General features: G+C 70.4%; 27 protein-coding genes. 9 read left to right on the top strand and 18 right to left on the bottom strand.

The genetic code is table 11. From position 1 onward, the window contains the following. The first annotated feature begins 18 nt into the window (after nucleotides 1-18). Complete coding sequence (gene serB, locus OG520_RS31240) at nucleotides 19-1,284, top strand: phosphoserine phosphatase SerB (RefSeq protein ID WP_385331778.1); 1,266 nt, start codon at nucleotides 19-21, stop codon at nucleotides 1,282-1,284. Between the two features lie 164 nt (nucleotides 1,285-1,448). On the opposite strand, the gene OG520_RS31235 is transcribed toward serB, so the two are convergent. The 4 genes from OG520_RS31235 to OG520_RS31220 all read right to left on the bottom strand — a co-directional run bounded on the left by OG520_RS31235 (nucleotide 1,449) and on the right by OG520_RS31220 (nucleotide 3,838). After that, a complete protein-coding gene (locus OG520_RS31235) occupies nucleotides 1,449-1,967 on the bottom strand; it encodes a SixA phosphatase family protein (protein ID WP_389977536.1) in 519 nt (172 codons plus the stop codon). A 74-nt stretch (nucleotides 1,968-2,041) separates the two neighbouring features. Next, nucleotides 2,042-2,248 (bottom strand): hypothetical protein, encoded by a 207-nt coding sequence (locus tag OG520_RS31230; protein ID WP_399325479.1) that lies wholly within the window; start codon nucleotides 2,246-2,248, stop codon nucleotides 2,042-2,044. A gap of 151 nt (nucleotides 2,249-2,399) precedes the next feature. After that, nucleotides 2,400-2,510 carry an SGM_5486 family transporter-associated protein gene (locus OG520_RS31225; RefSeq protein WP_093539771.1) on the bottom strand — a complete coding sequence of 37 codons (111 nt, stop codon included), beginning with the start codon at nucleotides 2,508-2,510 and terminating at the stop codon, nucleotides 2,400-2,402. A gap of 26 nt (nucleotides 2,511-2,536) precedes the next feature. After that, entirely contained in the window at nucleotides 2,537-3,838 is a 1,302-nt protein-coding gene (locus tag OG520_RS31220; protein ID WP_399325480.1) for a CynX/NimT family MFS transporter, read from the bottom strand. A 149-nt stretch (nucleotides 3,839-3,987) separates the two neighbouring features. Between OG520_RS31220 and OG520_RS31215 the strand changes: the two genes are divergently transcribed. Further along, nucleotides 3,988-4,662 carry a FadR/GntR family transcriptional regulator gene (locus OG520_RS31215; protein ID WP_389977530.1) on the top strand — a complete coding sequence of 225 codons (675 nt, stop codon included), beginning with the start codon at nucleotides 3,988-3,990 and terminating at the stop codon, nucleotides 4,660-4,662. 16 nt (nucleotides 4,663-4,678) lie between these two features. On the opposite strand, the gene OG520_RS31210 is transcribed toward OG520_RS31215, so the two are convergent. The 3 genes from OG520_RS31210 to fabG all read right to left on the bottom strand — a co-directional run bounded on the left by OG520_RS31210 (nucleotide 4,679) and on the right by fabG (nucleotide 6,719). After that, nucleotides 4,679-5,059, bottom strand: coding sequence for a hypothetical protein (locus tag OG520_RS31210; protein WP_406015365.1), 381 nt, complete (start codon nucleotides 5,057-5,059; stop codon nucleotides 4,679-4,681). Nucleotides 5,060-5,226: 167 nt separating this feature from the next. Then, nucleotides 5,227-5,994, bottom strand: a complete 768-nt coding sequence (gene fabI, locus OG520_RS31205; RefSeq protein WP_266421172.1) for an enoyl-ACP reductase FabI — start codon at nucleotides 5,992-5,994, stop codon at nucleotides 5,227-5,229. 5 nt (nucleotides 5,995-5,999) lie between these two features. Next, a complete protein-coding gene (fabG, locus tag OG520_RS31200) occupies nucleotides 6,000-6,719 on the bottom strand; it encodes a 3-oxoacyl-[acyl-carrier-protein] reductase (RefSeq protein ID WP_406015364.1) in 720 nt (239 codons plus the stop codon). Nucleotides 6,720-6,951: 232 nt separating this feature from the next. On the opposite strand from fabG, the gene OG520_RS31195 reads away from it, so the two are divergent. Beyond that, a complete protein-coding gene (locus tag OG520_RS31195) occupies nucleotides 6,952-8,478 on the top strand; it encodes a TldD/PmbA family protein (RefSeq protein WP_406015363.1) in 1,527 nt (508 codons plus the stop codon). Between the two features lie 20 nt (nucleotides 8,479-8,498). On the opposite strand, the gene OG520_RS31190 is transcribed toward OG520_RS31195, so the two are convergent. Then, nucleotides 8,499-9,734 (bottom strand): tyrosine-type recombinase/integrase, encoded by a 1,236-nt coding sequence (locus tag OG520_RS31190; RefSeq protein WP_406015362.1) that lies wholly within the window; start codon nucleotides 9,732-9,734, stop codon nucleotides 8,499-8,501. Between the two features lie 300 nt (nucleotides 9,735-10,034). Here OG520_RS31190 and OG520_RS31185 point away from each other — a divergent pair, with 300 nt between their 5' ends. Continuing rightward, nucleotides 10,035-11,432: a metallopeptidase TldD-related protein gene (locus OG520_RS31185; RefSeq protein WP_406016611.1), complete on the top strand. Its 1,398-nt coding sequence runs from the start codon at nucleotides 10,035-10,037 to the stop codon at nucleotides 11,430-11,432. Between the two features lie 55 nt (nucleotides 11,433-11,487). Continuing rightward, nucleotides 11,488-12,753, top strand: a complete 1,266-nt coding sequence (tyrS, locus tag OG520_RS31180; protein ID WP_399325490.1) for a tyrosine--tRNA ligase — start codon at nucleotides 11,488-11,490, stop codon at nucleotides 12,751-12,753. 73 nt (nucleotides 12,754-12,826) lie between these two features. Here tyrS and OG520_RS31175 read toward each other — a convergent pair whose 3' ends face one another. Continuing rightward, entirely contained in the window at nucleotides 12,827-13,102 is a 276-nt protein-coding gene (locus tag OG520_RS31175) for a GlsB/YeaQ/YmgE family stress response membrane protein (protein ID WP_266421159.1), read from the bottom strand. A gap of 272 nt (nucleotides 13,103-13,374) precedes the next feature. Between OG520_RS31175 and OG520_RS31170 the strand changes: the two genes are divergently transcribed. Beyond that, entirely contained in the window at nucleotides 13,375-13,740 is a 366-nt protein-coding gene (locus OG520_RS31170) for a DUF3099 domain-containing protein (protein WP_406015361.1), read from the top strand. 255 nt (nucleotides 13,741-13,995) lie between these two features. Then, nucleotides 13,996-14,244 carry a hypothetical protein gene (locus OG520_RS31165; protein ID WP_266421154.1) on the top strand — a complete coding sequence of 83 codons (249 nt, stop codon included), beginning with the start codon at nucleotides 13,996-13,998 and terminating at the stop codon, nucleotides 14,242-14,244. Between the two features lie 13 nt (nucleotides 14,245-14,257). Here OG520_RS31165 and moaA read toward each other — a convergent pair whose 3' ends face one another. The 3 genes from moaA to OG520_RS31150 all read right to left on the bottom strand — a co-directional run bounded on the left by moaA (nucleotide 14,258) and on the right by OG520_RS31150 (nucleotide 17,447). Beyond that, nucleotides 14,258-15,247, bottom strand: a complete 990-nt coding sequence (moaA, locus tag OG520_RS31160; RefSeq protein WP_406015360.1) for a GTP 3',8-cyclase MoaA — start codon at nucleotides 15,245-15,247, stop codon at nucleotides 14,258-14,260. Nucleotides 15,248-15,441: 194 nt separating this feature from the next. Then, nucleotides 15,442-17,082, bottom strand: a complete 1,641-nt coding sequence (locus OG520_RS31155; RefSeq protein ID WP_385331749.1) for a cation acetate symporter — start codon at nucleotides 17,080-17,082, stop codon at nucleotides 15,442-15,444. Then, nucleotides 17,079-17,447, bottom strand: a complete 369-nt coding sequence (locus tag OG520_RS31150) for a DUF485 domain-containing protein (protein WP_399325495.1) — start codon at nucleotides 17,445-17,447, stop codon at nucleotides 17,079-17,081. The genes OG520_RS31155 and OG520_RS31150 overlap by 4 nt, the downstream gene beginning before the upstream one ends. A gap of 290 nt (nucleotides 17,448-17,737) precedes the next feature. On the opposite strand from OG520_RS31150, the gene OG520_RS31145 reads away from it, so the two are divergent. Both OG520_RS31145 and OG520_RS31140 read left to right on the top strand, forming a co-directional pair. Further along, nucleotides 17,738-19,273, top strand: a complete 1,536-nt coding sequence (locus OG520_RS31145; RefSeq protein WP_406015359.1) for a S8 family peptidase — start codon at nucleotides 17,738-17,740, stop codon at nucleotides 19,271-19,273. Nucleotides 19,274-19,369: 96 nt separating this feature from the next. Then, a complete protein-coding gene (locus OG520_RS31140; RefSeq protein WP_406016610.1) occupies nucleotides 19,370-20,776 on the top strand; it encodes a CoA transferase in 1,407 nt (468 codons plus the stop codon). Here OG520_RS31140 and OG520_RS31135 read toward each other — a convergent pair. From OG520_RS31135 to OG520_RS31110, 6 genes are all read right to left on the bottom strand, one after another. Continuing rightward, the gene (locus OG520_RS31135) at nucleotides 20,766-21,809 is read right to left on the bottom strand and encodes a zinc-dependent alcohol dehydrogenase family protein (RefSeq protein WP_406015358.1); all 1,044 of its coding nucleotides are present in this window, start codon (nucleotides 21,807-21,809) and stop codon (nucleotides 20,766-20,768) included. The genes OG520_RS31140 and OG520_RS31135 overlap by 11 nt on opposite strands. Before the next feature lie 21 nt (nucleotides 21,810-21,830). Beyond that, on the bottom strand, nucleotides 21,831-22,520 hold the full coding sequence (locus OG520_RS31130; RefSeq protein ID WP_406015357.1) for a lysoplasmalogenase: 690 nt from the start codon (nucleotides 22,518-22,520) through the stop codon (nucleotides 21,831-21,833). Continuing rightward, on the bottom strand, nucleotides 22,517-23,395 hold the full coding sequence (locus tag OG520_RS31125; protein WP_406015356.1) for a sterol desaturase family protein: 879 nt from the start codon (nucleotides 23,393-23,395) through the stop codon (nucleotides 22,517-22,519). Before OG520_RS31125 ends, OG520_RS31130 begins: the two co-directional genes overlap by 4 nt. 115 nt (nucleotides 23,396-23,510) lie before the next feature. Further along, nucleotides 23,511-24,224, bottom strand: coding sequence for a VIT family protein (locus tag OG520_RS31120; RefSeq protein ID WP_406015355.1), 714 nt, complete (start codon nucleotides 24,222-24,224; stop codon nucleotides 23,511-23,513). A gap of 25 nt (nucleotides 24,225-24,249) precedes the next feature. Further along, a complete protein-coding gene (locus tag OG520_RS31115) occupies nucleotides 24,250-25,473 on the bottom strand; it encodes an amidohydrolase family protein (protein WP_406015354.1) in 1,224 nt (407 codons plus the stop codon). Continuing rightward, nucleotides 25,473-26,750: an amidohydrolase family protein gene (locus OG520_RS31110; protein WP_406015353.1), complete on the bottom strand. Its 1,278-nt coding sequence runs from the start codon at nucleotides 26,748-26,750 to the stop codon at nucleotides 25,473-25,475. The genes OG520_RS31115 and OG520_RS31110 overlap by 1 nt, the downstream gene beginning before the upstream one ends. Nucleotides 26,751-26,757: the final 7 nt, after the last annotated feature.

Here is a 26,757-nt window from a genome sequence, read left to right as displayed (position 1 = left end):
CGATACGGTGGAAGCACCATGAGCGCATCTCAGCCACCTCGGTCCTCCTCGTCTCCTGAGTCCCCTGAGCCCCCTGAGTCCCGTCGGGGCACCGACACACCCACCCTTCTCGTCAAGATCTTCGGGAAGGACCGCCCCGGCATCACCGCCGGGCTCTTCGACACCCTCGCCGCCTACTCGGTCGATGTCGTCGACATCGAGCAGGTCGTCACCCGTGGCCGCATCGTCCTGTGCGCGCTGGTCACCGCCCCGACCGCGGGCGGCACCACCGAGGGCGACCTGCGGGCGACCGTGCACAGCTGGGCCGACTCGCTGAGGCTTCAGGCCGAGATCATCTCCGGTACGGGCGACAACCGGCCGCGTGGCGACGGGCGTTCCCATGTGACGGTGCTCGGGCACCCGCTGACCGCGGAGTCGACCGCCGCCATAGCGGCCACGATCACCTCCACCGGCGGCAACATCGACCGGATCTTCCGGCTCGCGAAGTACCCGGTCACGGCAGTCGAGTTCGCGGTGTCCGGTACCGGGACCGAGGAGCTGCGGACCGCACTGGCGACGGAGGCCGCCGGCATCGGTGTCGATGTCGCGGTGGTGTCGGCCGGGCTGAGCCGCCGGGCGCAACGGCTGGTCGTCATGGACGTCGACTCGACGCTCATCCAGGACGAGGTCATCGAACTGTTCGCCGCTCACGCGGGCTGCGAGGACAAGGTCGCCGAGGTGACCGAGCAGGCGATGCGCGGCGAACTCGACTTCGAGCAGTCGCTGCACGCACGCGTGGCGCTGCTGGCCGGGCTCGATGTGTCGGTGGTGGACAAGGTGCGCGCCGAGGTGCGGCTGACGCCGGGCGCGCGCACCCTGATCCGTACGCTGAAGCGGCTCGGCTACCAAGTGGGTGTCGTCTCGGGCGGGTTCACCCAGGTCACCGACGATCTGAAGGAACGGCTCGGGCTCGACTTCGCCTCTGCCAACACCTTGGAAGTGGTCGACGGGAAGCTCACGGGCCGGGTCGTCGGCGACATCGTCGACCGGGCCGGCAAGGCCCGGCTGCTGCGCAGTTTCGCCGCGCAGGCCGGGGTGCCGCTGGCGCAGACCGTCGCGATCGGTGACGGTGCGAACGACCTGGACATGCTGAACACCGCCGGGCTCGGGGTGGCCTTCAACGCCAAGCCGGTGGTCCGCGAGGCCGCGCACACCGCGGTGAACGTGCCGTTCCTGGACACCGTGCTGTATCTGCTCGGCATCACCCGCGAGGAGGTCGAGGCCGCCGACGGTCTCGTCGACTGAGGCGTTCGCGCGTACGGGCGCTGAGCGCTCGCGCATACCGGCGCTCACACGCTCGCGCATACCGGCGCTCACGCGCTCGCGCGTACCGGCACTGACGTATTCGCGCATACGAAGCAGGGCCCCGGTGCTTTCCGCACCGGGGCCCTGCTCGTACGACAGCGGGATCAGTCGTTGGGCGTCCAGTACTCGACCAGCCTGCCCACTCCGTGCTCCACGCCCTTCCAGGAGCCGGTGAACTCGACGACGGCGAACGCGGCGGTGGGGAATCCGCCGCGGGTCATCCGGGTGAGGGCGTCGCCCTCGGCCGATTCCGAGAGGGCGTCGGCGACCGCGTGCATGCCGGGGTTGTGACCGATGACCAGGAGGTCGTGCACATCGTCGGGGGTCTCGTTGATCAGGGCGATGAGCTCACCGAGGGACGCCTCGTACAGCCGCTCCTCGTACACCGTCCTGGGGCGGTGCGGCATCTCGTGGACGGCCAGCTTCCACGTCTCGCGCGTCCTGGTGGCGGTGGAGCAGAGGGCCAGATCGAGGTCGATCCCGGAGTCGACGAGTTTGCGGCCTGCGACGGGGGCATCCTTGCGGCCACGTTCCGCGAGCGGCCGCTCGTGGTCGGAGTCCTGCGACCATTCCGCCTTTGCATGCCTGAGAAGGACGATCCTGCGAGGTGTATCGACGCTCATACACCTCAGCTTCGCACGAAATGTGCCGCCCGGCGCAGGGTGTTGAAGGGCCCGTGCGGGGTGCGCGGACACCGTCAGCCGGTCACCAGGGCCGTGATTCGCGCGAGCAACCGGCTGATCGCCGGGTCGGTGGTCGCGGCGTGCGCCTCGCCGGGTCCCACGATCAGCAGCAGCAGTGCGGCAAACGCGAGCGCGGGCAGCGCGATGGCCCACCACGGCAGCCGCACCTCGACACCGCCCGTGGCCGGGTGGGTGGTCCGGGTGTGCGTTCGGGCCGACATGTCCGCCTCCGAGGGTCATCGGTACTGATACCGAAAACCTACGGATCCGGGGCCGGGGGCCCCATCCGGCGACCCACCCACTTCACCCTGACCCTGACCCCCTAGGGGACGCGGGGGTTAACCCCACCATCGGCGACCGCGGCCGCGCGGCTCAGGGGGACGCGATCGAGGCGATCACCGCGACGATCACGGTGATCAGCAGCATCGCGCCGAGTACGACGAGGAGCTTCTTCTGGCCGTTCTGGGGATTCGGGTCGAGCACAGGAGACATGGCCCCAGTCTCGCACCTCAGCACTCGTCCTCGATCGTCCGGTCCCGTCCGGCCAGGATTCCGACCGCCATCTGCGGCACCATCAAGCCCGCCATCAGTGCGATCGGCAGCTCCCAGCCGCCGCTGTGCTGGTAGAGCACACCGATCAGCAGCGGTCCCGGGATCGAGATCAGGTAGCCGACGGACTGGGCGAACGCCGACAGCCGGACCACTCCCGCGCCGGTGCGCGAGCGCATGCCGATCATGGTCAGGGCGAGCGGGAAGGAGCAGTTCGAGATGCCGAGGAGCAGCGCCCAGGCCCAGGCCCCGCCGGCCGGTGCGAAGTAGAGGCCCGCGTAGCCGATGAGGCCGCAGCTGCCGAGGAGGACGACGATGGGGCCCTGGTTCTTCATCCGGGCCGCCACCCTCGGGATGACGAAGGCGAGCGGCACGCCCATCGCCATGGTCACGGCGAGCAGCACACCCGCCGTACCGGCCGAGACCCCGGCGTCGCGGAAGATCTGCGGCATCCATCCCATGGTGATGTACGCGGCGGTGGCCTGCAGGCCGAAGAAGCAGGCGAGGCCCCAGGCGGTACGACTGCGGGTGATCCTGAGGGCCGGGGTGTCCGGGTGCCGGGCGGCGGGCTGTCCCGGGGCGCCGCTCCGCTCCCGTACCACCGGGATCCAGGGCAGGATCGCGACGGCGGCGAGCACGGCCCAGACGCCGAGTCCCAGCCGCCAGCTGCCGCCCAGCGCGCTGGTCATGGGCACGGTCACCGCGGCGGCGAGCGAGGTGCCGAGGGCCAGGGCCATCGAGTAGAGCCCGGTCATGGAGCCGACCCGGTCCGGGAACCAGCGCTTGACGATCACCGGCATCAGGACGTTGCTGACGGCGATGCCCATGAGGGCGAGGGCGCTCGCGGCGAGGAAGCCGGCCGTCCCGCCGACGAGCGGCCGGATCGCCAGACCGGCGGTGATGGCGATCATCCCGGCGCAGACGACCGCCCCCGGGCCGAAGCGGCGGGCGAGGCGCGGCGCCATGATGCCGAAGACCGCGAAGCAGAGCGGCGGTACGGAGGTGAGGACGCCGGCGACGCTGCCGCTCATGTGCAGCCCGTCCCGTACCTCTTCGAGGAGGGCGCCGAGGCTGGTGATGGCGGGGCGGAGGTTGAGCGCGGTGAGGACCAGCCCGACGACGACCAGCCGGAGCAGCCAGGGAGAGGGCCCGTCGGCGGTCCGTGCCGTCCGCGGGTCCTGCGGGGTCTGCGTGGTCGTGGGTTTCGTGGGGGCGTCCACCGTGGTGGCGGGGCTCAGGGTCCGGGTCTCGTCGTCGGGCATGAGGCCCATCATAGAATCATGGGATGATTGATTGTCCAATCACGCGAGGGTCCCTCTGAGACCATTCGCTCCAGGCACAGCAACTCCCGTCACTCCTCACCGCACCGGCAACCCGACTCATCACCCCAGCAACCCGACCAAGGAGCACCATGGCGCTGACGTCTCCGCGGCGTTCGGCACTCGCCGACCAGGTGATTGCCCAGCTCAGGAATCAGATCACCTCGGGCGAGTGGCCCGTGGGGTCACGCATTCCCACCGAGCCCGAGCTGGTGGAGCAGCTGGGGGTGGCCCGCAACACCGTCCGGGAGGCCGTGCGCGCCCTCGCGCACAACGGGCTGCTGGACATCCGGCAGGGTTCGGGCACCTATGTCGTCGCCACCAGCGAGCTGGCCGGGGTGATGCACCGCCGCTTCGCCTCCGCCGATCCGCGCCATGTCGCCGAGCTGCGCTCCACCCTGGAGTCGTCGGCGGCGAGGCTGGCCGCCGCCCGGCGCACCGAGCGGGATCTGAAGCAGCTGGACGCGCTCATGGCGCGCCGGGAGGAGACCTGGGCCGCGGGTGACGCCGAGGCGTTCGTCGCGGCGGACGCGACGCTGCACCTGGCCGTGGTCGCGGCCTCGCACAACGACGTGCTGACCGGCCTCTACGCCGACCTGGGCGATCTGCTGCGCGACTATCTCAGGGGCGACATCGGTCATGAGCTGCGGCCGGAGAACCACATGGACCACGGCAGGCTGGTCGAGGCGATCCGGGCCGGGGACGGGGAGACGGCGGCGGCCGAGGCCGCGGGCCATGCGCTGAGCTGTCTGGTGGACCGGGCCTGAGGTCCGTCCGGCACACCTAGACCGAGCCCTGCACCCGGTGCGTGACCCAGACGGAGCCGACTTCCTTCCAGCAGCGGTCGTCGAGCCGCACGGTCCGCCCGGGGCCCACGTCGACCGGGGGGGCGTCGGCGTCGATGTCCCACCAGCGGCGGCATTCGGTGTGCAGTTGCACGCGGTCGGTGGAGGGGTACGGGTTGTGGCAGTAGGCGACGACGCTGGAGCCCCGGACCGACGTACGGCACTCGGATCCGGCGGGGTCCGTCGAGGCGGGAGCGTCAGGGGTGGATGCCCCGGCTCCCGCCCGCCCCGCCACGGATATCCCCACCGGGGCGGCGAGTCCGGCGACGGCTATGGAGGCCGCCAGCAGTATCCCGGTCCGGCGACGTGTGGAGCGCATGGCGACCTCCTCCCCGTAGCCCGACCCGAAGTCCGGTTCACCACATTCTGCGGTGGATCGACCATCTTTTCGACTCGAGCGGGCCGGAGCCGGGCGCGGACACGACGCAGCCGCGTACCGCCTGTTCGGAGGCGGTACGCGGCTGCGTCAGAGCCTGTCGTACGAGATCAGGCACCCATCATGTGCACGCCACCGTCGACGTGGATGATCTCGCCCGTCGTCTTCGGGAAGAAGTCCGAGAGCAGGGCGACGACGCCGCGGCCGGCCGGCTCCGGGTCCGCCATGTTCCAGGACAGCGGGGAGCGGGTGTTCCAGACGTCCGCGAGCTCGGAGAAGCCCGGGATGGACTTCGCGGCCATGGAGCCGATCGGTCCGGCGGAGATCAGGTTGCAGCGGATGTCGTCCTTGCCCAGGTCGCGGGCGAGGTAGCGGGAGGTGGCCTCCAGCGCGGCCTTGGCCGGGCCCATCCAGTCGTACTGCGGCCAGGCGAACTGCGCGTCGAAGGTGAGGCCGACGATCGAGCCGCCCTCGCTCATCAGCGGCTTGCAGGCCATGGCGAGCGACTTCAGCGAGAACGCCGAGACGTGCATCGCCGTGGCGACGGACTCGAACGGGGTGTTGAGGAAGTTGCCGCCGAGCGCGTCCTGCGGCGCGAAGCCGATGGAGTGGACGACGCCGTCGAGCGAGCCGAGCTCGTCACGGACCAGGCCCTCCAGGCGGTCCAGGTGCTCGGTGTTGGTCACGTCCAGCTCGATGACCTTGACCGGCTTCGGCAGCTTCTTGGCGATGCGCTCCGTCAGCGTGGGCCGGGGGAACGCGGTCAGGATGACTTCGGCGCCCTGCTCCTGGGCCACCTTCGCGGCATGGAAAGCGATGGACGACTCCATCAGCACACCTGTGATGAGGATGCGCTTGCCGTCGAGAATTCCGCTCATGGTGATCAGTGACCCATGCCCAATCCGCCGTCAACGGGGATGACGGCTCCAGTGATGTACGACGCGTCGTCGGAGGCGAGGAAGCGCACCGCGGCGGCGATCTCCTCGGGCTGCGCGTAGCGGCCGAGCGGCACCTGGGACACGATGCCCTTGCGCTGCTCCTCGGTGAGCACCTGCGTCATGTCGGTGTCGACAAAACCGGGCGCGACGACGTTGAAAGTGATGTTCCGGGAACCGAGCTCGCGGGCCAGCGACCGGGCGAAGCCGACCAGACCCGCCTTGGACGCGGCGTAGTTCGCCTGCCCGGCCGAGCCGAGGAGCCCGACGACGGAGGAGATGAGGACGACGCGGCCCTTCTTGGCGCGCAGCATGCCGCGGTTGGCGCGCTTGACGACCCGGAAGGCGCCGGTGAGGTTGGTGTCGACGACGGACGTGAAGTCGTCCTCGGACATCCGCATCAGCAACTGGTCCTTGGTGATACCGGCGTTGGCGACCAGCACCTCCACGGGACCGTGCTTCTCCTCGATCTCCTTGTAGGCCTGCTCCACCTGCTCGGCATCGGTGATGTCGCAACGGACCGCGAGAACACCGGCCTCGGTGAGCGCCGCGGGCGGCTCGCCGGAGCGGTAGGTGATCGCGACCTTGTCGCCGTTGTCGGCGAAAGCGCGGGCGATGGCGAGGCCGATGCCCCGGTTTCCTCCGGTGACGAGAACCGAGCGGCTCAACGGATCACCCTTTCGATAGCGGTCTGGTACCTCGAAAACCTATCGGTACCAGGTGCTCCACGAGCAATCGGCCCCTGACAGCGCCTTCCCCCGGGCACTGTGGGATTCCTACAGAGGGTCGTCCGTCGGGCCACGTTGCGTCCGGCCCGCGGCGGCGGTGTCCGGTTAACCCCCGGTGCGGTCACCGTCCGGCGTGATTCACTTCCGTGGTGTATCGAGAAGGGAATTCCCTGTGCCCCACGAGGTAGATCAGTCATTCCTGGCCCTGCCGCTGCGGGCCCTCGCCGACGCGGCGCTCGCCCGCGCGCGTGCGCTGGGTGCCGTGCATGCCGACTTCCGCCTGGAACGGGTGCGCAGCGCGTCCTGGCGGCTGCGGGACGCCCGGCCCGCCGGGTCCTCGGACACCACCGATCTCGGGTACGCGGTGCGGGTGGTGCACGGCGGGGCGTGGGGCTTCGCGTCCGGCGTGGATCTGACGATGGACGCCGCGGCGAAGGTGGCCTCGCAGGCCGTCGCCATGGCGAAGCTGTCGGCCAAGGTGATCGCGGCGGCCGGCTCCGACGAGCAGGTCGAGCTGGCGGACGAGCCGGTGCACGGCGAGCGGACCTGGGTCTCGGCGTACGACGTCGACCCGTTCGATGTACCGGCCGAGGAGAAGGCGGCGCTGCTCGCCGACTGGAGCGGTCGGCTCCTGGGCGCCGAGGGCGTCGCGCATGTGGACGCCTCGCTGATGACCGTCCACGAGAACAAGTTCTACGCGGACACGGCCGGCACCGTGACCACCCAGCAGCGGGTGCGGCTGCATCCGCAGTTCACCGCGGTCGCCGTGGACGGGACCACCGGTGAGTTCGACTCGATGCGGACGATCGCCCCGCCGGTGGGCCGCGGTTGGGAGTACCTGACCGGGACCGGCTGGGACTGGGACGACGAGCTGGAGCGGATTCCCGGGCTGCTGGCCGAGAAGATGCGGGCGCCGAGCGTCGAGGCGGGGACGTACGACCTGGTCGTCGACCCGTCCAACCTCTGGCTGACCATCCACGAGTCGATCGGCCACGCCACCGAGCTGGACCGGGCGCTGGGCTACGAGGCGGCGTACGCCGGGACCTCGTTCGCCACCTTCGACCAGCTGGGGAAGCTGACGTACGGCTCCCCCGTGATGAATGTGACGGGCGACCGCACCGCCGAGCACGGGCTCGCGACCATCGGGTACGACGACGAAGGGGTCGAGGCGCAGTCCTGGGACCTGATCAAGGACGGGACGCTGGTCGGGTACCAGCTGGACCGGCGGATCGCGAAGCTGACGGGGCTGGGCCGTTCCAACGGCTGCGCGTACGCGGACTCGCCGGGCCATGTCCCCGTGCAGCGGATGGCTAACGTGTCGCTGCAGCCGGATTCGGGCGGGCTGTCCACGGAGGATCTGATCGGCGGGGTGGAGCGCGGGATCTATGTGGTCGGCGACCGGTCATGGTCGATCGACATGCAGAGGTACAACTTTCAATTCACTCAGCAACGGGCGTACGCGATCCGGGACGGCCGTCTCGTCGGCCAGATCCGGGATGTCGCTTACCAGGGGACGACCCCGGAATTCTGGGGCTCCATGACAGCAGTCGGCGGCCCCCAGACGTACGTGCTCGGTGGAGCCTTCAACTGCGGGAAGGCTCAGCCCGGCCAAGTCGCAGCCGTCTCGCACGGCTGCCCAACGGCTCTGTTCCGGGGTGTGAACATCCTCAACACCTCGAGCGAGTCAGGACGCTCCTGACGCGGCGGTGCGACATGCAATCATGCGGCATCGTCTTGGTCGTCGGCGGCTTCGCCGGACGGATGCAGACTCGGCAACGGAATGCTCCCCTGGAGAGGCGCGAGATCCAGCCCAAGGCGGTTGTGCATGACGAGCGCCCCCTGGTGCATCGACCTTCGCACCAGGTGTCCGTAGATCAGTTCCGTCGTGCGGGTAGTGCGGTGCCCGACCCACGCCGCGATCTCGAAGAGCGGGATACCAGAGTGGATCGCCTCGGAGACGAAGAAGTGCCGGAAGCTCTTGGGGGTGTACCGCGGGGTCCCCGCAGCCGTTGTCGCCACCTTGAACTGGGCCAGGAACCAGTCGTACGACGGGTGCCGGTCGTTCTGACGCGGAGATTCGAAGAACCATCCCCTGTCACCCCACATCCCGAACGCGTCGACGTGATCGTTGAAGACCTGACGGATGGAGTGGGGGACGGGGGTCCTCCGCGCCTCGCCCGAGCCACGGCTCTTGGTTCCTCGCTTCACACCGCGGCGAGAGCCAGAGATCTCCTGGCACCCGTACGCCGACACCTGATGGTCCACCGCGAGGATGCCGCGATCCCAGTTCATCGACGCACTCGAGATCGCCAAGGCCTCGCCTGGACGCAGCCCGCATCCCGCCATCGCCCAAAATCCGGCACGGATCAGTTTCGGGGCCTCTGCGATGATCCCCATCACCTCCTCCATGGCCGGGATATCGTCGTCGCCGATCGGCGTCAGCGGCCTCCCAGCACGCCGGTGAGGATTCACCTTGCGGCAAGGGTTCCGACCAATGATCTCGGCCGTCACCGCGTAGTTGAACACGGACGAGAGCACGTTCTTGCGACCGTTGACACCGTTCTCCGCATAGCCGCGTCCCCGTTGGTACGCCTCCCACCGCTCGATATCCGCGGGTGCGATGTCGGCCATCTCCATGGATCCGAATGTCCGCCCGAAGTGGTTGTCATAGACACTCTGGTAGTTCCGCTTCGTCGACTCTTCGAGAGCTCCGGCCTCGACCCACTCGCGCCAGACATCTGCGAAGACCCTCCGCCCCGCCTCGGGGTCGAGCCGTGCTCCCAGGTCCTTACGTCGTTCGACCCCGATCGCGAAGGATTCCGCATCCTCGAGCCGCTTGAAAGGAACCTCACGCAATTCGCCGGCCTGGCGGTATGCCACGCGATACGTCAAGTGAGCGCAGTCCGGCTTCCTGCGCCCTGGGCAGTCGCAGTCTTCGTGCTTGATGGCCGCCACACGAATTCACCCCATGCATGTCGATTGGCTACACGTGCGCAACGAAGCTAAGCACACGCCACCGCATCCCCAACTCGCCATTCACTCAACAGAGTTCATATCGAACATGACTACGACACAGCAGTCTCGAATCGCTGCGCCCAGCAGGCCGAGACTGTCAGGTCCGCGGCGGATAAGCTCTCTTTTCTCAGCTGATGCCTTGCCATCATCGACACGGCGCACCCGGGCGCCGTCGACTGACCGCGACCCGACGGCCCGGCCAAGGGAACTCTCATGTCCACACTGCACTGGAGACAGTCGATGAGCAGGCAAAACAGCAAGCCGCACGAGATCGTCGAGCGGGCGCTCGAACTGTCCACCGCCGACGGCTGTGTCGTCATCGCCGACGAGGAGTCGTCCGCGAACCTGCGCTGGGCCGGCAATGCGCTCACCACGAACGGGGTGACGCGGGGGCGGACCCTGACCGTCATCGCGACCGTCGACGGTGCGCAGGGGACCGCGTCCGGGGTGGTGTCGCGGTCCGCGGTCACCGCTGACGACCTGGAGCCGCTGGTGCGGGCCGCCGAGGCCGCGGCGCGCGGGGCCGGTCCGGCGGAAGACGCACAGCCGCTGGTCACCGGGGTGCCCACGTCGCCCGGCTTCACGGACGCACCGGCCGAGACGGACTCGGACGTCTTCGCGGAGTTCGCCCCGGCGCTCGGCGACGCCTTCGCCCGCGCCCGCTCCGGCGGCCGTGAGCTGTACGGCTTCGCCCACCACCAGCTGACCTCGACCTACCTCGGTACGTCGACGGGGCTGCGGCTGCGCCACGACCAGCCGACCGGGACGCTGGAGCTCAACGCCAAGTCGCCCGACCGGACCCGTTCGACCTGGGCGGGCCGCTCCACGCGCGACTTCAAGGATGTCGATCCGGCCGAGCTCGACGCGGAGCTGGCGCAGCGGCTGCGCTGGGCGGAACGCCGTATCGAGCTGCCCGCCGGGCGGTACGAGACGCTGCTGCCGCCGACCGCCGTGGCCGATCTGCTGATCTACCAGCTGTGGTCGTCGACGGCACGGGACGCCGCGGAGGGCCGGACGGTGTTCTCCAAGCCGGGCGGCGGGACGAGGATCGGCGAAACACTGTCCGAGCTGCCGCTGTCGCTGCGCAGCGACCCGCACGCACCGGGCCTGGAGTCGGCGCCGTTCGTGATCGCCCATGCCTCCGGGGACAGCGCCTCCGTCTTCGACAACGGTCTGCCGCTGACGCCGACCGACTGGATCCGGGACGGCCGGCTGGAGCACCTGACGACCACCCGGCACACGGCGGGGCTGACCGGGCAGCCGGTCGCGCCGACGATCGACAACCTGGTGCTGGAGGGCGGCGGTGAGCAGTCCCTGGAGGAGATGGTGGCCGCGACGACCGGCCGCGGGCTGCTGCTGACCTGCATGTGGTATATCCGGGAGGTCGATCCGGCGACACTCCTGCTGACCGGGCTGACCCGCGACGGGGTGTATCTCGTCGAGGGCGGCGAGGTCGTCGGCGAGGTGAACAACTTCCGGTTCAACGAGTCGCCGGTGGATCTGCTGTCGCGGGCCACGGAAGCGGGCCGTACGGAGAAGACGCTGCCGCGCGAGTGGGGCGACTGGTTCACCCGGGCCGCCATGCCCGCGCTGCGGATCCCGGACTTCAACATGAGCTCGGTGAGCCCGGGCGTGTGACCCGCCTAGACTGACTGTTGCCTTTCGATACACGTAGCTGAGGAGACATGGAACCGTGACGGACATCGTCGACGAGCTGAAGTGGCGTGGGCTGTTCGCCCAGTCCACTGATGAGGACGCACTGCGCAAGGCTCTCGCGGACGGTCCCGTCACCTTCTATTGCGGCTACGACCCCACCGCGGCGAGTCTGCACGTCGGCCATCTGGTGCAGGTGCTCACCATGCGCCGGCTCCAGCGGGCCGGTCTGCGTCCGCTCGCCCTGGTGGGCGGGGCCACCGGTCAGATCGGTGACCCGCGGCCGACCGCGGAGCGCACGCTGAACGATCCGGAGACGATCGCCGCCTGGGTGTCGCGGCTGCGGTCCCAGATCGAGCCGTTCCTGTCCTTCGAGGGCGAGAACGCGGCGGTCATGGTGAACAACCTGGACTGGACCGCGGGCATGTCCGCGATCGAGTTCCTGCGGGACATCGGCAAGCACTTCCGGGTCAACAAGATGCTCACCAAGGAGTCCATCGCCCGGCGGCTGGAGTCCGACGAGGGCATCAGCTACACCGAGTTCAGCTACCAGCTGCTCCAGAGCATGGACTTCCTGGAGCTGTACCGGCGCCACGGCTGCACCCTCCAGCAGGGCGGCAGCGACCAGTGGGGCAACCTCACCGCGGGTCTCGACCTGATCCACCGCCTGGAGCCGGGCGCCGAGGTGCACGCGCTGGCGACCCCGCTGATGACGAAGGCGGACGGCACCAAGTTCGGCAAGTCCGAGAGCGGCGCCGTCTGGCTCGACCCGGAGATGACCACGCCGTACGCGTTCTACCAGTTCTGGCTGAACGTGGACGACCGCGACGTCTCCCGCTACATGCGCATCCTCAGCTTCCAGAGCCCTGCCGAGCTGGAGGAGCTGGAGAAGGTCACCGAGGAGCGTCCGCAGGCCCGGACGGCACAGCGCGCGCTGGCCGAGGAGCTGACGACGCTGGTGCACGGCGCGGACCAGTGCGCCGCGGTCATCGCCGCGTCGAAGGCGCTCTTCGGTCAGGGCGAGCTCGGCGAGCTGGACGAGGCGACACTGGGTGCCGCGCTGTCCGAGGTGCCGCACGCCCGGGTCACCGAGCTCGGCCCGCTGGTGGATCTCCTGGTGGAGGTCGGCCTGGCGCCGAGCAAGTCGGGCGCCCGCCGCACGGTGAAGGAGGGCGGTGCGTACGTGAACAACGTCAAGGTCACGGACGGCGAGAGCGCACCGGCCCGCGAGGAACTGCTGCACGGGCGCTGGCTGGTGCTGCGCCGGGGCAAGAAGAACCTCGCCGCCGTCGAGGTCACCGGCTGATCCCGGACCGTACACGCACTGCGGCCGGACACGCGTCACGCGTGTCCGGCCGCAGTGCGTCGTGCCCGGTGGCTCAGGTCTTGTGCCTGGAACCGCGGAACGAGGCCCACAGCATGTCGCCGACGCCGACGACCACCACCGCACCGATCAGCTGGAGCAGATGGCGGATCCAGTCGATGCCCTTGGTGTCGTTGACACCGATCCAGGTGGCGACGGCGTTGCCGAGGACGCTGCCGATGATGCCGAAAATGATCGTCAGCCAGAGTGGGATGCTCTGTTTGCCGGGCAGGATCGCCTTCGCGATCAGACCGAGCACCAGGCCCACGATGATTGCCCACAACCAGCCCATGTCGCCTCCTCGTGCGACGCGATGTCGCGCATGTGCGCCCAGTCTCGGCCCGCGGGCCGCGCACCGCATGCCGGAGGGGTCCGTACGTGCGGCGCGGGTACCGATATGTACGAACAGGGCGTGCCCCGGTCTCGAAGCCGTCGGGTGCCGGGCGTACCGTGGATCCGGTCCGGTCCGGGGAGTGTCCGGCGCAGGAATGAGGTGTCCCCCGGCCCGCCAGGGTCTTTCGAACGAGAGACCCGAGGCGCTGGGGGAAGGGTGAGGGAGACGTGATGCGGAAGCAGAGCGGTGGCGAGGTCTTCCGGATCACGGGGGCCCGGCAGGGGCTCGCGGACGATGTGCGCGGCAGGCAGCGGCGCTATGTGATCTCGATGTCCGTACGGACGGTTTCGGTGGTCCTGGCCGCGGTGCTGTGGAACGTCGAGCGGTATGTCGCGGTCGTGGCGCTCGCGCTCGGTGTGCTGCTCCCGTACGTGGCGGTGGTCATCGCCAACGCGGGCCGGGAGAACACCCCTTCGCTTCCCTCCACCTTCGTACCGGCACCTATGCGGCCGGAACTCGACGCGGCGCCTGCGGCCGGTGCCGCGGAATCCGGCCCGGAGGGTGACGGGGTCCGCCGCGGCGGGGAATCGGTCTGAGCCCGGTCGGGTGCGCACGGCACTCGATCCTCAAGAAAACCTCAGATCAATCATGAAGTTACGGTGCACCGCACCCCGGTCTGCGTGACATACTTCGTAAGCGCTCCGCATCCCCCGTCGGAGCGACGGACCGACGCCGGGCAGCTCCCCCCGTGGCTGCTCGGCGTCGTTTTTCTCCGGCCGGGGATGCGGTCGGGCGTCGGCCTCGTGGGCCGGGCCAGGGGCCCGCACCGGTGCTGACCTAGGGTTGAGTCCGTGAACTCCCCTGAATCCGCGGCCGAGAGCGCTGCCGCCGCACCCATCTGTTCCGCCAAGGGCTGCCGGGCCGACGCCGTATGGGTGCTCGCCTGGAACAACCCGAAGCTGCACACCCCGGAGCGTCGCAAGACCTGGCTGGCCTGCGAGGAACACCGGGAGCACCTCTCCTCGTTCCTCGACGTCAGGGGTTTCCTCAAGGATGTCGTGACGCTGGCGGAGTGGGAGTCCCGCGCCGACCGGGGGTAGGGCCGGACCGGCGTCAGCCGCCGATCGCCGACATGGGCCGGTCGGGCTGCAGGAAGGACGGGTCGTCCAGACCGGATCCGGCCTTCTTTCCCCACATCGCGAGGGTCCAGATCCGGGCGATCTCCTCGTCCGGCGCGTCCGAGCGCAGGGCGCCGCGCAGATCGGTCTCCTCTCGGGCGAAGAGGCAGGTGCGCACCTGGCCGTCGGCGGTGAGCCTGGTCCGGTCGCAGGCCCGGCAGAAGGGGCGGGTGACGGAGGCGATGACGCCGACCCGGTGGGGGCCGCCGTCGACGATCCAGCGCTCGGCCGGGGCGGAGCCGCGCTCCCCGTCGCCCTCCTCGGTGAGGGTGAAGCGGGTGCGCAGCGACCGGAGTATGTCGCCTGCCGTGATCATGCCGTCGCGCTTCCAGCCGTGCTGGGCGTCGAGCGGCATCTGCTCGATGAAGCGGAGCTCGTAGCCCTGCTCGACGGCCCAGGCGAGCAGCTCGGGGGCCTCGTCGTCGTTGAGCCCCGGCATCAGGACGGTGTTGACCTTGACCGGGGTGAGCCCGGCGTCGCGGGCGGCTTCGAGGCCGGCCAGCACGTCGTGGTGGCGGTCGCGGCGGGTGAGGGTCTTGAAGACGTCGGGGCGCAGGGTGTCCAGCGAGACGTTGACCCGGTCAAGACCTGCGGCCTCGAGTGCGGCGGCGGTGCGCCTGAGACCGATGCCGTTGGTGGTGAGTGACATCCTGGGACGCGGGTCGAGGGCCGCGCAGCGCTCGACGATGGAGACGAGCCCGGGGCGCAGCAGCGGCTCGCCGCCGGTGAAGCGGACCTCGGTGATGCCGAGCCGGGTGACGGCGATACGGATCAGCCGGACGATCTCGTCGTCACTGAGCAGGTCGGGCTTGGCCAGCCATTGCAGGCCCTCTTCCGGCATGCAGTACGTACACCGCAGATTGCACCGGTCGGTCAGCGAGACGCGCAGGTCGGTGGCCACCCGGTCGTACGTGTCGATGAGCACGTGGACCCCCTCCCCCCATTGCTTCCCGGGTGCCGAGTCCGCTCTTCCGGCCGGCTCTTCCGGCTGACTCCTCCGAGACTACGCGAGAGCGGTGACAACGGCGGGGCCCGTTTGACACGAGGAGCGGCGTGGCCGTGTCGTAGGACTCTACGACACGGCCACGGAGCGGGAGGGCCGCCCGGGACGGCGCCCGGTCAGTGCGCTCCGACACCGGTGAGGGACTTGACCTCCAGCTCGGCGTACTTGCCCTTGTCCGGCTCCTCCTTCGAGAGGAGGGAGCCGATCCAGCCGAGCAGGAAGCCCAGCGGAATGGAGATCAGGCCGGGGTTCTCCAGCGGGAACCAGGCGAAGTCGACGCCCTTGAACATCGACGTCTTCGGGTTGCCGGAGACGACGGGCGAGAACAGCACCAGGAGCACCGAGCCGGCCAGGCCGCCGTAGATCGACCACAGCGCGCCCTGGGTGGTGAACCGCTTCCAGAAGAGGCTGTAGAGGATGGTCGGCAGGTTGGCGGAGGCGGCGACGGCGAACGCGAGCGCCACCAGTCCGGCGACGTTCATGTCACGGGCGAAGGCGCCCAGGACGATCGCGACCGCGCCGATGAGGACGGTGGCCCAGCGGGCGGCCCGCATCTCCTCCTTCTCGGTGGCCTTCCCCCTGCGGATGACATTGGCGTAGATGTCGTGCGCGAAGGAGGACGAGGAGGCGAGGGTGAGTCCCGCGACGACGGCGAGGATGGTGGCGAAGGCCACCGCCGAGATCACCGCGAGCAGCACGGCGCCGCCGGTGGAACCGACCCCGCCGAGGTATTCGGCGAGCTGCGGGGCGGCCGCGTTGCCGGCCGGGTTCTTCGCCTTGATCTCGTCGGGACCGATGAGGGCCGCGGCGCCGAAGCCGAGGGCGATCGTCATCAGGTAGAAGGCGCCGATGATGCCGATGGCCCAGTTGACGGACTTACGGGCGGCCTTGGCGGTCGGCACCGTGTAGAAGCGGATCAGGATGTGCGGCAGGCCGGCGGTGCCGAGGACCAGGGCGATGCCGAGGGAGAGGAAGTCCAGCTTCGAGGTGCCGGTGGCGCCGTACTTGAGGCCGGGCTCCAGGAACGCCGCTCCGTGGCCGCTCTTCGAGGCGGCCGTGCCCAGCAGGTCGGAGATGTTGAAGTCGAACTTCAGCAGCACCAGGAAGGTCATCAGGAGGGCACCGGCGATGAGCAGTACGGCCTTGACCATCTGCACCCAGGTGGTGCCCTTCATCCCGCCGATGGTGACGTACACGATCATGAGTACGCCGACGAGGGCGACGATGAGGATCTTGCCCGCGTCGCTGGTGATGCCGAGGAGCAGCGAGACCAGGACGCCCGCGCCCGCCATCTGGGCCAGCAGGTAGAAGATCGAGACGACGATGGTGGAGACGCCGGAGGCGGTACGGACCGGGCGCTGGCGCATCCGGTAGGCGAGGACGTCGCCCATCGTGTAGCGGCCCGAGTTGCGCAGTGGTTCGGCGACCAGCAGCAGGGCGACGAGCCAGGCGACGAGGAAGCCGATGGAGTACAGGAAGCCGTCGTAGCCGAAGAGGGCGATGGCGCCGGCGATACCGAGGAACGACGCGGCGGACATGTAGTCGCCGGAGACCGCGAGTCCGTTCTGGAAGGCGGTGAACTGGCGGCCGCCCGCGTAGAAGTCGGAGGCGCTCCGGGTCTGCCGTCCGGCCCAGACGGTGATGCCCAGGGTCGCGGCGACGAACACGGCGAAGAGCGTGATGATCAGCGGCCGGTGCTCGGTGGTCGAGGAGGCGGCCAGCTGGACGGCGGGGTGCGAGTGGTACGCGGCGCTCATGCGTCGGCCTCCATACGGGACTTGATGGCCTCGGCCTTCGGGTCGAGCTTCGCGGCCGCGTGCCGGGAGTAGAACCAGGCGATGAGGAAGGTGGTGACGAACTGGGCGAGGCCGAAGACGAAGGCCACGTTGATGTTGCCGTACACCTTGGCGCCCATGAAGCCGCCCGCGTAGTTGGACAGCAGCACGTAGAGCAGGTACCAGATGACGAACGCGATGGTCAGCGGGAAGGCGAACGAGCGGTACGAGCGGCGCAGTTCGCCGAACTCCTCGCTCTCCTGCATCGCGACGAACGCCTCGGTCGTGGGCGGGGCAGGGCGGGTGTCCGTACTGGCCTCGGTCGGCGGCGGTGCATCGGTAGCCACGGAATCTCCTCGCGACGCGGGTGCGGTGGTGTCGGTGACGGTGGATCTCACTGGGAAGGTCCGGTATCGGGGGTGTCGGTGCACCTCCCCCGACAACGGCACGGAGAGCACGGCGAAGCGGTTCACCGCGGCTCCGTACTTCTCCCGCGCGCCGTTTCGCGCCCGTCCGGCCGAACCCGGCCCTGCGAACTCATTGATGAGCGGGGATGATCAGCGATAACTTCACTGGTCATGTACGCGACCGGACACGCCCGTGTCCGGTCGACCGGTACGGATGATGTGGAGACCCCATGGCTCATCTGGGATCCAGACGGACGCGCGCACTCACGTTGCCCGTCGGATTGGCACTCACGGCCTCGCTCGGCTTCCTGCCGACGGGTGCCGCCTCTGCCGCACCCATGGACGCGCAGCCCACGGCTGCGGTGTCGACGGACGGCCCGAAGCTCTCGTACGTGGTCAACACGCGGGGCGGTCACGGGACCGTCAAGCAGGTGAAGAAGGCGATAGCCGAGGCCGGTGGCACGGTGGTGGTCGCCTACGAGCAGATCGGCGTCATCGTCGTCCACTCGCAGAACCCGGACTTCGCCAAGACGGTCCGCCGGGTCAAGGGGGTCGATTCGGCAGGGGCCACCCGCACCAACCCCATCGTTCCGCAGGCCACCACGGACACCGGGGACGAGCAGCCGCTCACCGCCGCGCAGGCGACGGCCGCGGCGGCGGAGGCGACGGCGGGCCAGGATCCGATGGAGCCCCTCCAGTGGGATCTGCCCGCCATCAAGGCGGACCAGGCGCACAAGAAGACGCTGGGCAGCAGCAAGGTCACGGTCGCGGTCATCGACACGGGTGTCGACGACACCCATCCGGACCTGGCGCCGAACTTCGACCGCGGGGCGTCGGCGAGCTGTGCTTCCGGGGCGCCGGACACGACGGACGGCGCCTGGCGGCCGAAGACCGGCGAGAGCAACCACGGCACGCATGTCGCGGGGACCATCGCCGCCGCGAAGAACGGCATCGGGGTGACGGGCGTCGCGCCGGGCGTCAAGGTCGCCGGGATCAAGGTGGCGAACCCGGACGGGTTCTTCTACACGGAGTCGATCGTCTGCGGCTTCGTCTGGGCCGCCGAGCACGGTGTCGATGTCACCAACAACAGCTACTTCACCGACCCGTGGATGTTCAACTGCAAGAACGACCCCGACCAGGGCGCCCTGGTCGAGGCCGTCGCGCGTGCCACGCGGTACGCGGAGCGCAAGGGCACGGTCAACATCGCCTCGTCCGGCAACAGCAGCTTCGACCTCGCCTCCGACGCGATCGAGGACACGCAGAGCCCGAACGACAGCACGGCCGTCACCCGGACGATCAACCCGCGCGAGTGCCTGGACATCCCGGTGCAGCTGCCGGGCGTCGTGACGGTCTCCGCGACCGGTGCCAAGGGACTGAAGGCCTCGTACTCGAACTACGGCAACGGCGTCATCGACGTGGCGGCGCCGGGCGGCGACTCCACGGCCTACCAGACGCCCGCACCGCCGGCCACCAGCGGTCTGATCCTGTCCACGCTGCCGAACGGCGAGTACGGCTACAAGGCCGGTACGTCGATGGCCTCCCCGCATGTCGCGGGTGTCGCGGCCCTGATCAAGTCGACGCACCCGCACGCCTCGGCGGCCGCGGTGAAGGCGCTGCTGCTCGCGGAGGCCGACGCCACCGCGTGCGGTGCCCCGTACGACATCGACGGTGACGGCAAGATCGACGCCGTCTGCGAGGGCGGCAAGAACCGCAACGGCTTCTACGGTGCCGGTGTGGTGAACGCGCTGAACGCGGTCCGCTGGTAGCGGGAACGCCGCGCGGCGGGAGGGGCCGGAGTCTTCGGGCGGCCCCTCCCGCCTGGTGGCACTCAGTGCCATAGTGTGGGGATGACTGACGCACGAATGTCCGGAACCGAACAGGCCTGGGCGGCGCTCGGCGGTGATCCCGCACTTCTCGCGCACCTCGGGACGGACGGTCCCGACGGACTGCTCCCCGCCCGGCTGCCCGTCCTGGAACTGGCCCGTTCCGCCGTCGCGGTCTGCTCGCTGGCCGCCGCCGAGCTGGCCGCGCGCCGCACCGGGCGTCCCGTGCCGCGGGTCCGGATCGACGCGGGCGCGGTGGCCACGGCGTTCACCAGCGAGCGCCATCTGCGGATCGACGGACGCGCACCGACCAACTTCGCCCCGCTGTCCCGGTTCTGGCGCACCGCGGACGGCTGGGTCCGTACGCACGCCAACTACCCGCACCACCGGGCCCGGTTGCTCGCCACACTGGAGCTGCCCGCGGACACCCCGGACGACGTCGCCGTGGCGGCCGCCGCCGCCTCGTTCGCCGGGCGCCGGGGCGACGAGATCGAGCGGACGGTGTACGCGGCGGGCGGCCTGGCCGTGGCCGCCCGTACGCCCGAGGAGTGGGCGGCCGATCCGCGGGGCGCCGCGGTCGCGGGCACGCCGCTGGTGGCCCGGGACCGCATCGACGGCGCACCGGCGCGCCGGACCGCGCCGCTCAGCGGTGAACCGCTGCTGCCCGCCGCCGGGTTGCGGGTCCTGGACCTCACCCGGGTGATCGCGGGGCCGGTCGCCACCCGTACGCTCGCGCTGCTCGGCGCGGACGTCCTGAGGATCGACGCGCCGCAGCTCCCGGAGAGCCCGGACGCGCACAGCGACACCGGTTTCGGGAAGCGGTCGGTGGACCTGGATCTCTCCGGCCGCTCCGGTGCGGCCGCCTTCGACGGGCTGCTGGCCGACGCGGACGTGGTCGTCATCGGCTACCGGCCCGGTGCGGTCGAGCGGTTCGGGCTGACGCCCCGGTCCCTGGCCGCGCGCAGGCCGGGGCTGGTGATCGGGCGGCTCTCGGCCTGGGGGCACGGTCCGTGGGCCGGGCAGCGCGGCTTCGACAGCCTGGTCCAGGTGGCCACCGGCATCGCGTCGGTCGAGGCCGACGCCGGGCCCGGCGGGCGGCCCGGTGCGCTGCCCGCCCAGGCGCTCGACCACGGCACCGGCTATCTGCTGGCCGCCGCCGTGCTGCGGGCGCTGACCGAGCAGCACGACGAGGGCGGCTCCCGGCTGGCGACGCTCTCGCTCGCCCGTACCGCCGCCTGGCTGCTCGACGAGCTGCCCGCCCGGCAGGAACCCGGCGCGGCGGCCGGAGGTTCGTACGACCCGGAGAAGTGGATCACGGAGACGGACAGCCCGCTGGGCCGGCTGCGGCACGCGGTGCCACCGGTCGCCTTCGACGGCTCGCCCGCCGACTGGTCGCGCCCGCCCGGCCCGCTGGGGGCGGACGCCGCCGCCTGGCTCACGGCTTGATGAGCACCTTCAGGGCGGTGCGCTCGTCCATCGCCCGGTAACCGGCGGGGACGTCGTCGAGGCCCACGGCCAGGTCGAAGACGGGCGACGGGTCGATCGTGCCGGCCAGGATGTCGGGGAGCAGTTCCGGGATGTAGGTGCGCACGGGGGCGACGCCGCCGCGCAGGGCGATGTTCCGGTCGAACATGACGCCGAGGTCCAGTCCGGTGCCGCTGCCGTGCGGCACGCCGACGTAGCCGATGGAGCCGCCGTCGCGGGTGATCCCGACGGCGGTACGCATCGACTGCTCGGTGCCGACGGCCTCGATCACGGCGTGCGCGCCCTCGCCGCCGAGCAGTTCCCGTACGGCTTCGACGGCCGCCTCGCCGCGCTCGGCGACGACGTCCGTGGCGCCGAAGGTGCGGGCGATGTCCGTGCGCGCACGGTGCCGGCCGAGCGCGATGATCCGCTCGGCGCCGAGCCGCTTGGCGGCCATGACGCCGCACAGCCCGACCGCTCCGTCACCGACGACCGCGACGGTGGAACCGGGCTGCACGCCCGCGCCGACGGCCGCGTGGTGTCCGGTGCCGAGCACGTCGGACAGGGCGAGGAGCGCGGTGAGCAGGTGGTCGTCGGCGGCCGCGGCGGCGGGGAGCTTGATCAGCGTGCCGTCGGCGAACGGGACGCGCACGGCCTCGCCCTGCCCGCCGTCGGAGCCGACCGAGCCCCAGAAGCCGCCCTGCGGGCAGGAGGTCGTCAGGCCCTCGGCGCAGTAGGCGCAGGTGCCGTCGGACCAGACGAAGGGGGCGACGACGAGGTCGCCCACGGCGAAACCTGCCACCTCGGAACCCGCCTCCTCGACGATCCCGAGGAACTCGTGCCCGATGCGCTGGCCGGGCTGCCGGGCGGACTCGCCGCGGTACGCCCACAGGTCGCTGCCGCAGATGCAGGCCCTCAGGACCCGCAGCACCACATCGGTGGGCTGCTGCACGGACGGGTCGGGCACCTCCTGCACGCGTATGTCGTGGGGGGCGTGGATGACGGTGGCGCGCATGCGTGGGGGTCCTTGCCGGTCTCAGCTGCTGATACTCCGTTCACGGTACGCCCCGGGGGTGGCACCGGCCCATGTCGGCCCCGGGGCGAGGATTCCGGCGGTCAGCAGGAACTGCGCCGCGATGTAGGTGAGCATGACCCAGAAGTCGGGGGCGGGCAGCTGCGGCCAGTCCGCGATGCCGGTGGCGATGAGCGCGTCGGAGAGCAGGAAGAGCGTCCCGCCCGCGGCCGCGTACCGGCCGAGGGTACCGGCGCGGTACGCCATCGCCGTGAGCAGCAGGCTGTAGCCGGCCATCGGGATCCGCATCTCAGCGGGCAGTCCGGGCCAGAGCAGTGCGATGAAGCCGGCCAGGACGGCGGCGTACACGAGCCCGGCGGGCAGCGAGCCGCGGGCCCGTCCGAAGTGCCACAGGTAGCAGACGTGCCCCGCGGCGAAGGAGGCCATCCCGATGAGGAAGGCGGCATCGGCGTCGGGCAGCAGGAGCGTGTCGCCGCCCCAGCCGAACAGCAGCGCCGCGATGAGCAGCCGGGGGCCGCGCCGGGCGGCGGCGTACCCGGCCAGCAGCGGCATCAGCAGCGGCTTGGCGACGAGGTGGGCGACCGGGATGTCGGCGAGCACACCGACGAGGTCGACGGCCGAGGCCACGAGGAAGGCGATGAACAGCGGGCGTACGAGACGCTCCCGCCGGTCCGGGGCGGCGTCGGCGCTCATCCGGTGCGCTCCGCGGCGGGGGCGGCCGTACGGGCGGCCGTTCCGGCCGGCTGCCAGCCGGGCCCGCGGAAGATCCGCCCGGCCCGCTCGCTCCAGCTGCCCGCCGCCCGCACGTCACGGGCGATGGCGGCGTACTCGTGGGTGGCGACCCGGAGCGGGTTGAAGGTGCCGATGTTCTTGGTGAGACCGAACACGGGCCGCTCGGTCTCGGCGGTGAAGGACCCGAAGAGCCGGTCCCAGAGGATGAGGATGCCGCCGAAGTTCCGGTCCAGGTAGCCGCCCTGCGACGCGTGGTGCACCCGGTGGTGGGAGGGCGTGTTGAGTACGTACTCGAAGGGCCTGGGGAGCTTGTCGACGCGTTCGGTGTGCACCCAGAACTGGTAGACGAGGTTCGCCGACGAGCAGAAGGCGAGCGCGGCCGGATGGACCCCGCACGCGATCATCGGCAGGTAGAACGGCCAGACGGTCAGCGACGTCCAGGGCTGGCGCAGCGCGGTGGAGAGGTTGAACTTCCGGCTGGAGTGATGGACCACGTGGCAGGCCCAGAGGATCCGGATGACGTGGTGCCCGCGGTGGGACCAGTAGTAGAAGAAGTCCTGTGCGAGCAGCATCAGCGGGACGGTCCACCACAGCACGGGGACGCGGAGCGGGGTCAGCTCGTAGACCGCGGTGTAGATCGCGACGATGGGCACTTTCCACAGCAGGTCGAAGACCAGGCTGCCCAGCCCCATGCTGATGCTGGTGACGGTGTCCTTCGTCTCGTATCCGGCGGCGTCCTCGTCGGGGTGGAAGTGGTGGAGGGCCATTTCCAGAACAGTGAGCAGGACGAAGGCCGGTATGGACCAGAGCACGACATCGGGCAGGTTCGGCGGCATACGAGCACCGTAGAGCCGCAGGTCGGCCGGGGGCCAGACGTAGTTACCAACAAGTATGCGAGACACGGTGTCAGCAGTTTTTGGCGACTTCTGCCAAACGCGGCTGCGCGCTGCCCTACACCCCCACCGCCCCCAGCAACTCCCCCGCCCCATAGGTGACCGCCATCGCCAGCGCTCCCCCGCCCATGTTCCGCAGCACCGCCGGCCCCACCCTCGCCTCGCCCAGCCGCGCGCTCCACCAGCCGGTGAGTGCGAGCGCCGCCAGTACCGACAGCACGGTCACCAGGAGCCGCAGCGACGACGGCGGCAGCACGATCGCCAGCAGCGGCAGCAGCGCGCCCACCGTGAACGCCAGGAAGCTCGCGCCCGCGGCGTGCCACGGGTTCGTCAGCTCGTCCGGGTCGATGCCCAGCTCGACCTCGGCGTGGGCGCGCAGCGCATCGCGTTCGGTGAGCTGGAGGGCGGCCTCGCGGGCGACGTCCCGGCTCAGCCCCTTGCCCTCCAACAGGCCGGTCAGCTCGGCGAGTTCCGCCTCCGGGGCCTCCGTCAGCTCCCGTTTCTCCGTCGCGAGGGCGGCTTGCTCCGAATCGCGCTGGGTGGAGACCGAGACGTACTCGCCCGCGGCCATCGACATGGACCCGGCCAGCAGTCCGGCCAGGCCCGCCGTGAGCAGGACACCGCGCTCGCCGGTGGCGCCGGCCACGCCGACGACCAGGCCCGCGGTGGAGACCACACCGTCGTTGGCGCCGAGGACCGCGGCGCGCAGCCAGTTCAGCCGTGCGCCGAGGCCATTGCCGTGCGGTTCGTCGTGCGTCCGGATATCCGTCACCCGGGGATGGTCTCACCCCACGCGGTCACCAGACGCGTACCGACCCGCCCGGTGCGAAGGCGGGGCTGGTCGCGTCGGGCGGAACCTCCTTCAGCGGCTCGGCGATCTCCTCGACCGTCGGGCCGACCCCGGCCGCGATGCGGTCGAGCGCCGCCAGGTCGAACCCGTAGACGCGGGCCGCGTTGCCGCCGGTCATCGCTGCGATCTCCTCGGGCGGCAGGCCCGCGTACGCGATCCGCAGGCCCTCCCGTGAGTACGGGGCAGTGCCCTCGTCGTGCGGGTAGTCGCTGCCCCACATGATCTTGTCGAGGCCGATCCGGTCGCGCAACGGCACCTCATGGGGCCGCATGAAGCTGGCGCCCACGTAGCAGTTGTCGCGCCAGACCTCGCCGGGGCTCGCGCCCATCGAGGCGGCGAGCCCCGCGCCGAATCTGGACTCGGCGGTGGCTGCCCGGTTCGCCGCCGCGACCAGGCGGCCGTGGTAGTAGTCCAGCATCTCCACGACGCCGGGGATCCAGCCGGAGCCCTGTTCGGTGAGGACCAGTTTCAGTCCGGGATGGCGACGGAACGCTCCGCCGAAGACCAGGTGCCACAGCGCCCGGTGCGAGAACCAGGTCGTCTCCACCATGAAGACGGCGCGCGCCGCCGGTTCGTCGCCGAGCGGCGGGGAGGCCGAGCCGCCGTGGTGGTTCACGGGTACGTCCAGTTCCTCGCAGACCGCCCACAGCGGGTCGTACACCTGCGAGTACAGCTCAGGAATGCCGGAGCCGGGCGGTGCGCCGGGCAGCAGGATGCCGCCGGTGAGGCCCGCGGCCTTGGTGCGGCGGACCTCGCGGGCCGCTTCCGCCGGGTCGTTGAGGAGGATCTGCGCCACGCCCGCGCGCCGGCCCGGGGCCTGCGCGCAGAAGTCGGCGAGCCAGCGGTTGTGGGCGCGCAGGCCGGCCCAGCGCTGTTCGTACTCCGTCCGCGACGGCGCGGGCGCCATCAGGGAGGCGGAGGGGAAGAACGGCGGGATGGTGTTTGGGAAGACGACCTCCGCGACGATGCCGTCCGCCTCCAGCTCGGCGACGCGGCGTGCGGAGTTCCAGTTGCGGTCGGCGGTGTCGGCGAGGAGGTCCTCGTACGGATTGACGTAGGTCGCCGCCCACGCGTCGAAGTCGTCGTGGTACTTCGCTTCCAGGTAGGGCCTGTAGTCGAGGAGATCGGCTCCGGCATGGCAGTCGGCGGAAATGACCGTGTAGCGGTCCATCACCGAACCCCCAGGACCGGGAAGTCGTGGTCGGTCAGCCAGTGCCGGCCCACTTCGCGCGACCTGGCCCAGGACGCCTCGACCGCCGTCTGGTCGGCGCTCTGGCCGAGGTCCTCGGGTGTGGGGCCGATGCGCTCGGCGATCGGGGCGAGCTTCGCCGTGTCGAAGCCGAAGACCTCGGCTGCGGCGAGGCCCAGCATGCGGCGGGTCTCGGCGACGGGGATGTCGTGGAAGGTGTTGCGCAGCCACTGGGCGGTGTTCGGCCAGGTGCCTTCGGGGTGCGGGAAGTCGCTGCCCCACAGGATGTTGTCGACGCCGATCTCGTACCGCTGGGCGAGCTCGCGGCGTTTGGTATTGGTGGCGCAGATGAAGACCTGGCGGTCGAGGTACTCGTGCGGGGGCCGCTTCAGTTCGGCGAACGGGGAGAGTTTCTTGCCGCCGTGGGCGCCGAGGTAGAGCCGGTCCATGAACCAGAGGAGGTTCGGCAGCCACCAGCAGCCGGACTCGGCGACGCCGAACCTCAGCCCGGGGTGGCGTTCGAAGGCGCCCGACCAGAGCAGGAACCAGAGCGGGCGGGAGGGCCACCAGGTGACCTCGGAGACGTAGATCCCGAGGTGGTCACCGTACTCGTGGCGCGGGGCCGCCCCGGAGTGCGTGACCACCGGCATCGCCGTCTCGGCGGCGGCCGCCCACACGGGGTCGTAACGGCGGTCGTGGTACGGGGCCTTGTCCACCCACATGGCGGGGATCATGAGCGCACCGAGTCCGGACTCCTTGGCCCGGTGGATCTCCGCGACGACTCGGCCGACGTCGCCGGTGACGGGCAACAGGGCGACCCCGCAGTGGCGTTCGGGGTTCTGCGAGACGAAGTCGGCGAGCCAGCGGTTGTGGGCCTGCGCACCCGCCATGCCCAGTTCGGGGTCCTGGTCGCCGGAGAGCCCGAGGCCCACGCCGAACGGGGCGGCGGTCCGGCTGTCGACGGCGTCCGCGTCGGGGAAGACGACCTCGGCCGCCACCCCGTCGCCGTCCAGTTCCTTGAGGCGCCGGGCCGCGTCCCAACCGCCCTTCAGTCCTTCCTCGTTGTCGTGGAACCACTTGTCGGCGAAGGCCTCGTTGCGCACACCGAGGCGGGTCATCTCCTCGCGGCGGCGGTCGCGCCCGGCGAGGAAGTCGTCGAAGTCCTGGTGGAAGCGGGAATCGAGGTAGGGCCGGTACTCCTCCGTGGGCAGCCCGGCGTGGCAGTCGGAGGAGATGATCAGGTACGGGTCGTCGGTCATCGCTCGC

It is taken from the genome of Streptomyces sp. NBC_00984 (assembly GCF_045162475.1).
Classification (GTDB): domain Bacteria; phylum Actinomycetota; class Actinomycetes; order Streptomycetales; family Streptomycetaceae; genus Streptomyces.
This window is presented reverse-complemented; position numbering and strand designations above follow the sequence as displayed.

Bases quoted from the DNA above. Each gene is read 5' to 3' on its own strand.
- serB (WP_385331778.1), top strand. From the start codon at position 19: ATGAGCGCATCTCAGCCACCTCGGTCCTCCTCGTCTCCTGAGTCCCCT.
- OG520_RS31235 (WP_389977536.1), bottom strand. From the start codon at position 1,967: ATGAGCGTCGATACACCTCGCAGGATCGTCCTTCTCAGGCATGCAAAG.
- OG520_RS31230 (WP_399325479.1), bottom strand. From the start codon at position 2,248: ATGTCGGCCCGAACGCACACCCGGACCACCCACCCGGCCACGGGCGGT.
- OG520_RS31220 (WP_399325480.1), bottom strand. From the start codon at position 3,838: ATGCCCGACGACGAGACCCGGACCCTGAGCCCCGCCACCACGGTGGAC.
- OG520_RS31215 (WP_389977530.1), top strand. From the start codon at position 3,988: ATGGCGCTGACGTCTCCGCGGCGTTCGGCACTCGCCGACCAGGTGATT.
- OG520_RS31210 (WP_406015365.1), bottom strand. From the start codon at position 5,059: ATGCGCTCCACACGTCGCCGGACCGGGATACTGCTGGCGGCCTCCATA.
- fabI (WP_266421172.1), bottom strand. From the start codon at position 5,994: ATGAGCGGAATTCTCGACGGCAAGCGCATCCTCATCACAGGTGTGCTG.
- OG520_RS31185 (WP_406016611.1), top strand. From the start codon at position 10,035: ATGAGCAGGCAAAACAGCAAGCCGCACGAGATCGTCGAGCGGGCGCTC.
- OG520_RS31175 (WP_266421159.1), bottom strand. From the start codon at position 13,102: ATGGGCTGGTTGTGGGCAATCATCGTGGGCCTGGTGCTCGGTCTGATC.
- OG520_RS31170 (WP_406015361.1), top strand. From the start codon at position 13,375: ATGCGGAAGCAGAGCGGTGGCGAGGTCTTCCGGATCACGGGGGCCCGG.
- OG520_RS31155 (WP_385331749.1), bottom strand. From the start codon at position 17,082: ATGAGCGCCGCGTACCACTCGCACCCCGCCGTCCAGCTGGCCGCCTCC.
- OG520_RS31145 (WP_406015359.1), top strand. From the start codon at position 17,738: ATGGCTCATCTGGGATCCAGACGGACGCGCGCACTCACGTTGCCCGTC.
- OG520_RS31140 (WP_406016610.1), top strand. From the start codon at position 19,370: ATGTCCGGAACCGAACAGGCCTGGGCGGCGCTCGGCGGTGATCCCGCA.
- OG520_RS31135 (WP_406015358.1), bottom strand. From the start codon at position 21,809: ATGCGCGCCACCGTCATCCACGCCCCCCACGACATACGCGTGCAGGAG.
- OG520_RS31130 (WP_406015357.1), bottom strand. From the start codon at position 22,520: ATGAGCGCCGACGCCGCCCCGGACCGGCGGGAGCGTCTCGTACGCCCG.
- OG520_RS31125 (WP_406015356.1), bottom strand. From the start codon at position 23,395: ATGCCGCCGAACCTGCCCGATGTCGTGCTCTGGTCCATACCGGCCTTC.
- OG520_RS31115 (WP_406015354.1), bottom strand. From the start codon at position 25,473: ATGGACCGCTACACGGTCATTTCCGCCGACTGCCATGCCGGAGCCGAT.
- OG520_RS31110 (WP_406015353.1), bottom strand. From the start codon at position 26,750: ATGACCGACGACCCGTACCTGATCATCTCCTCCGACTGCCACGCCGGG.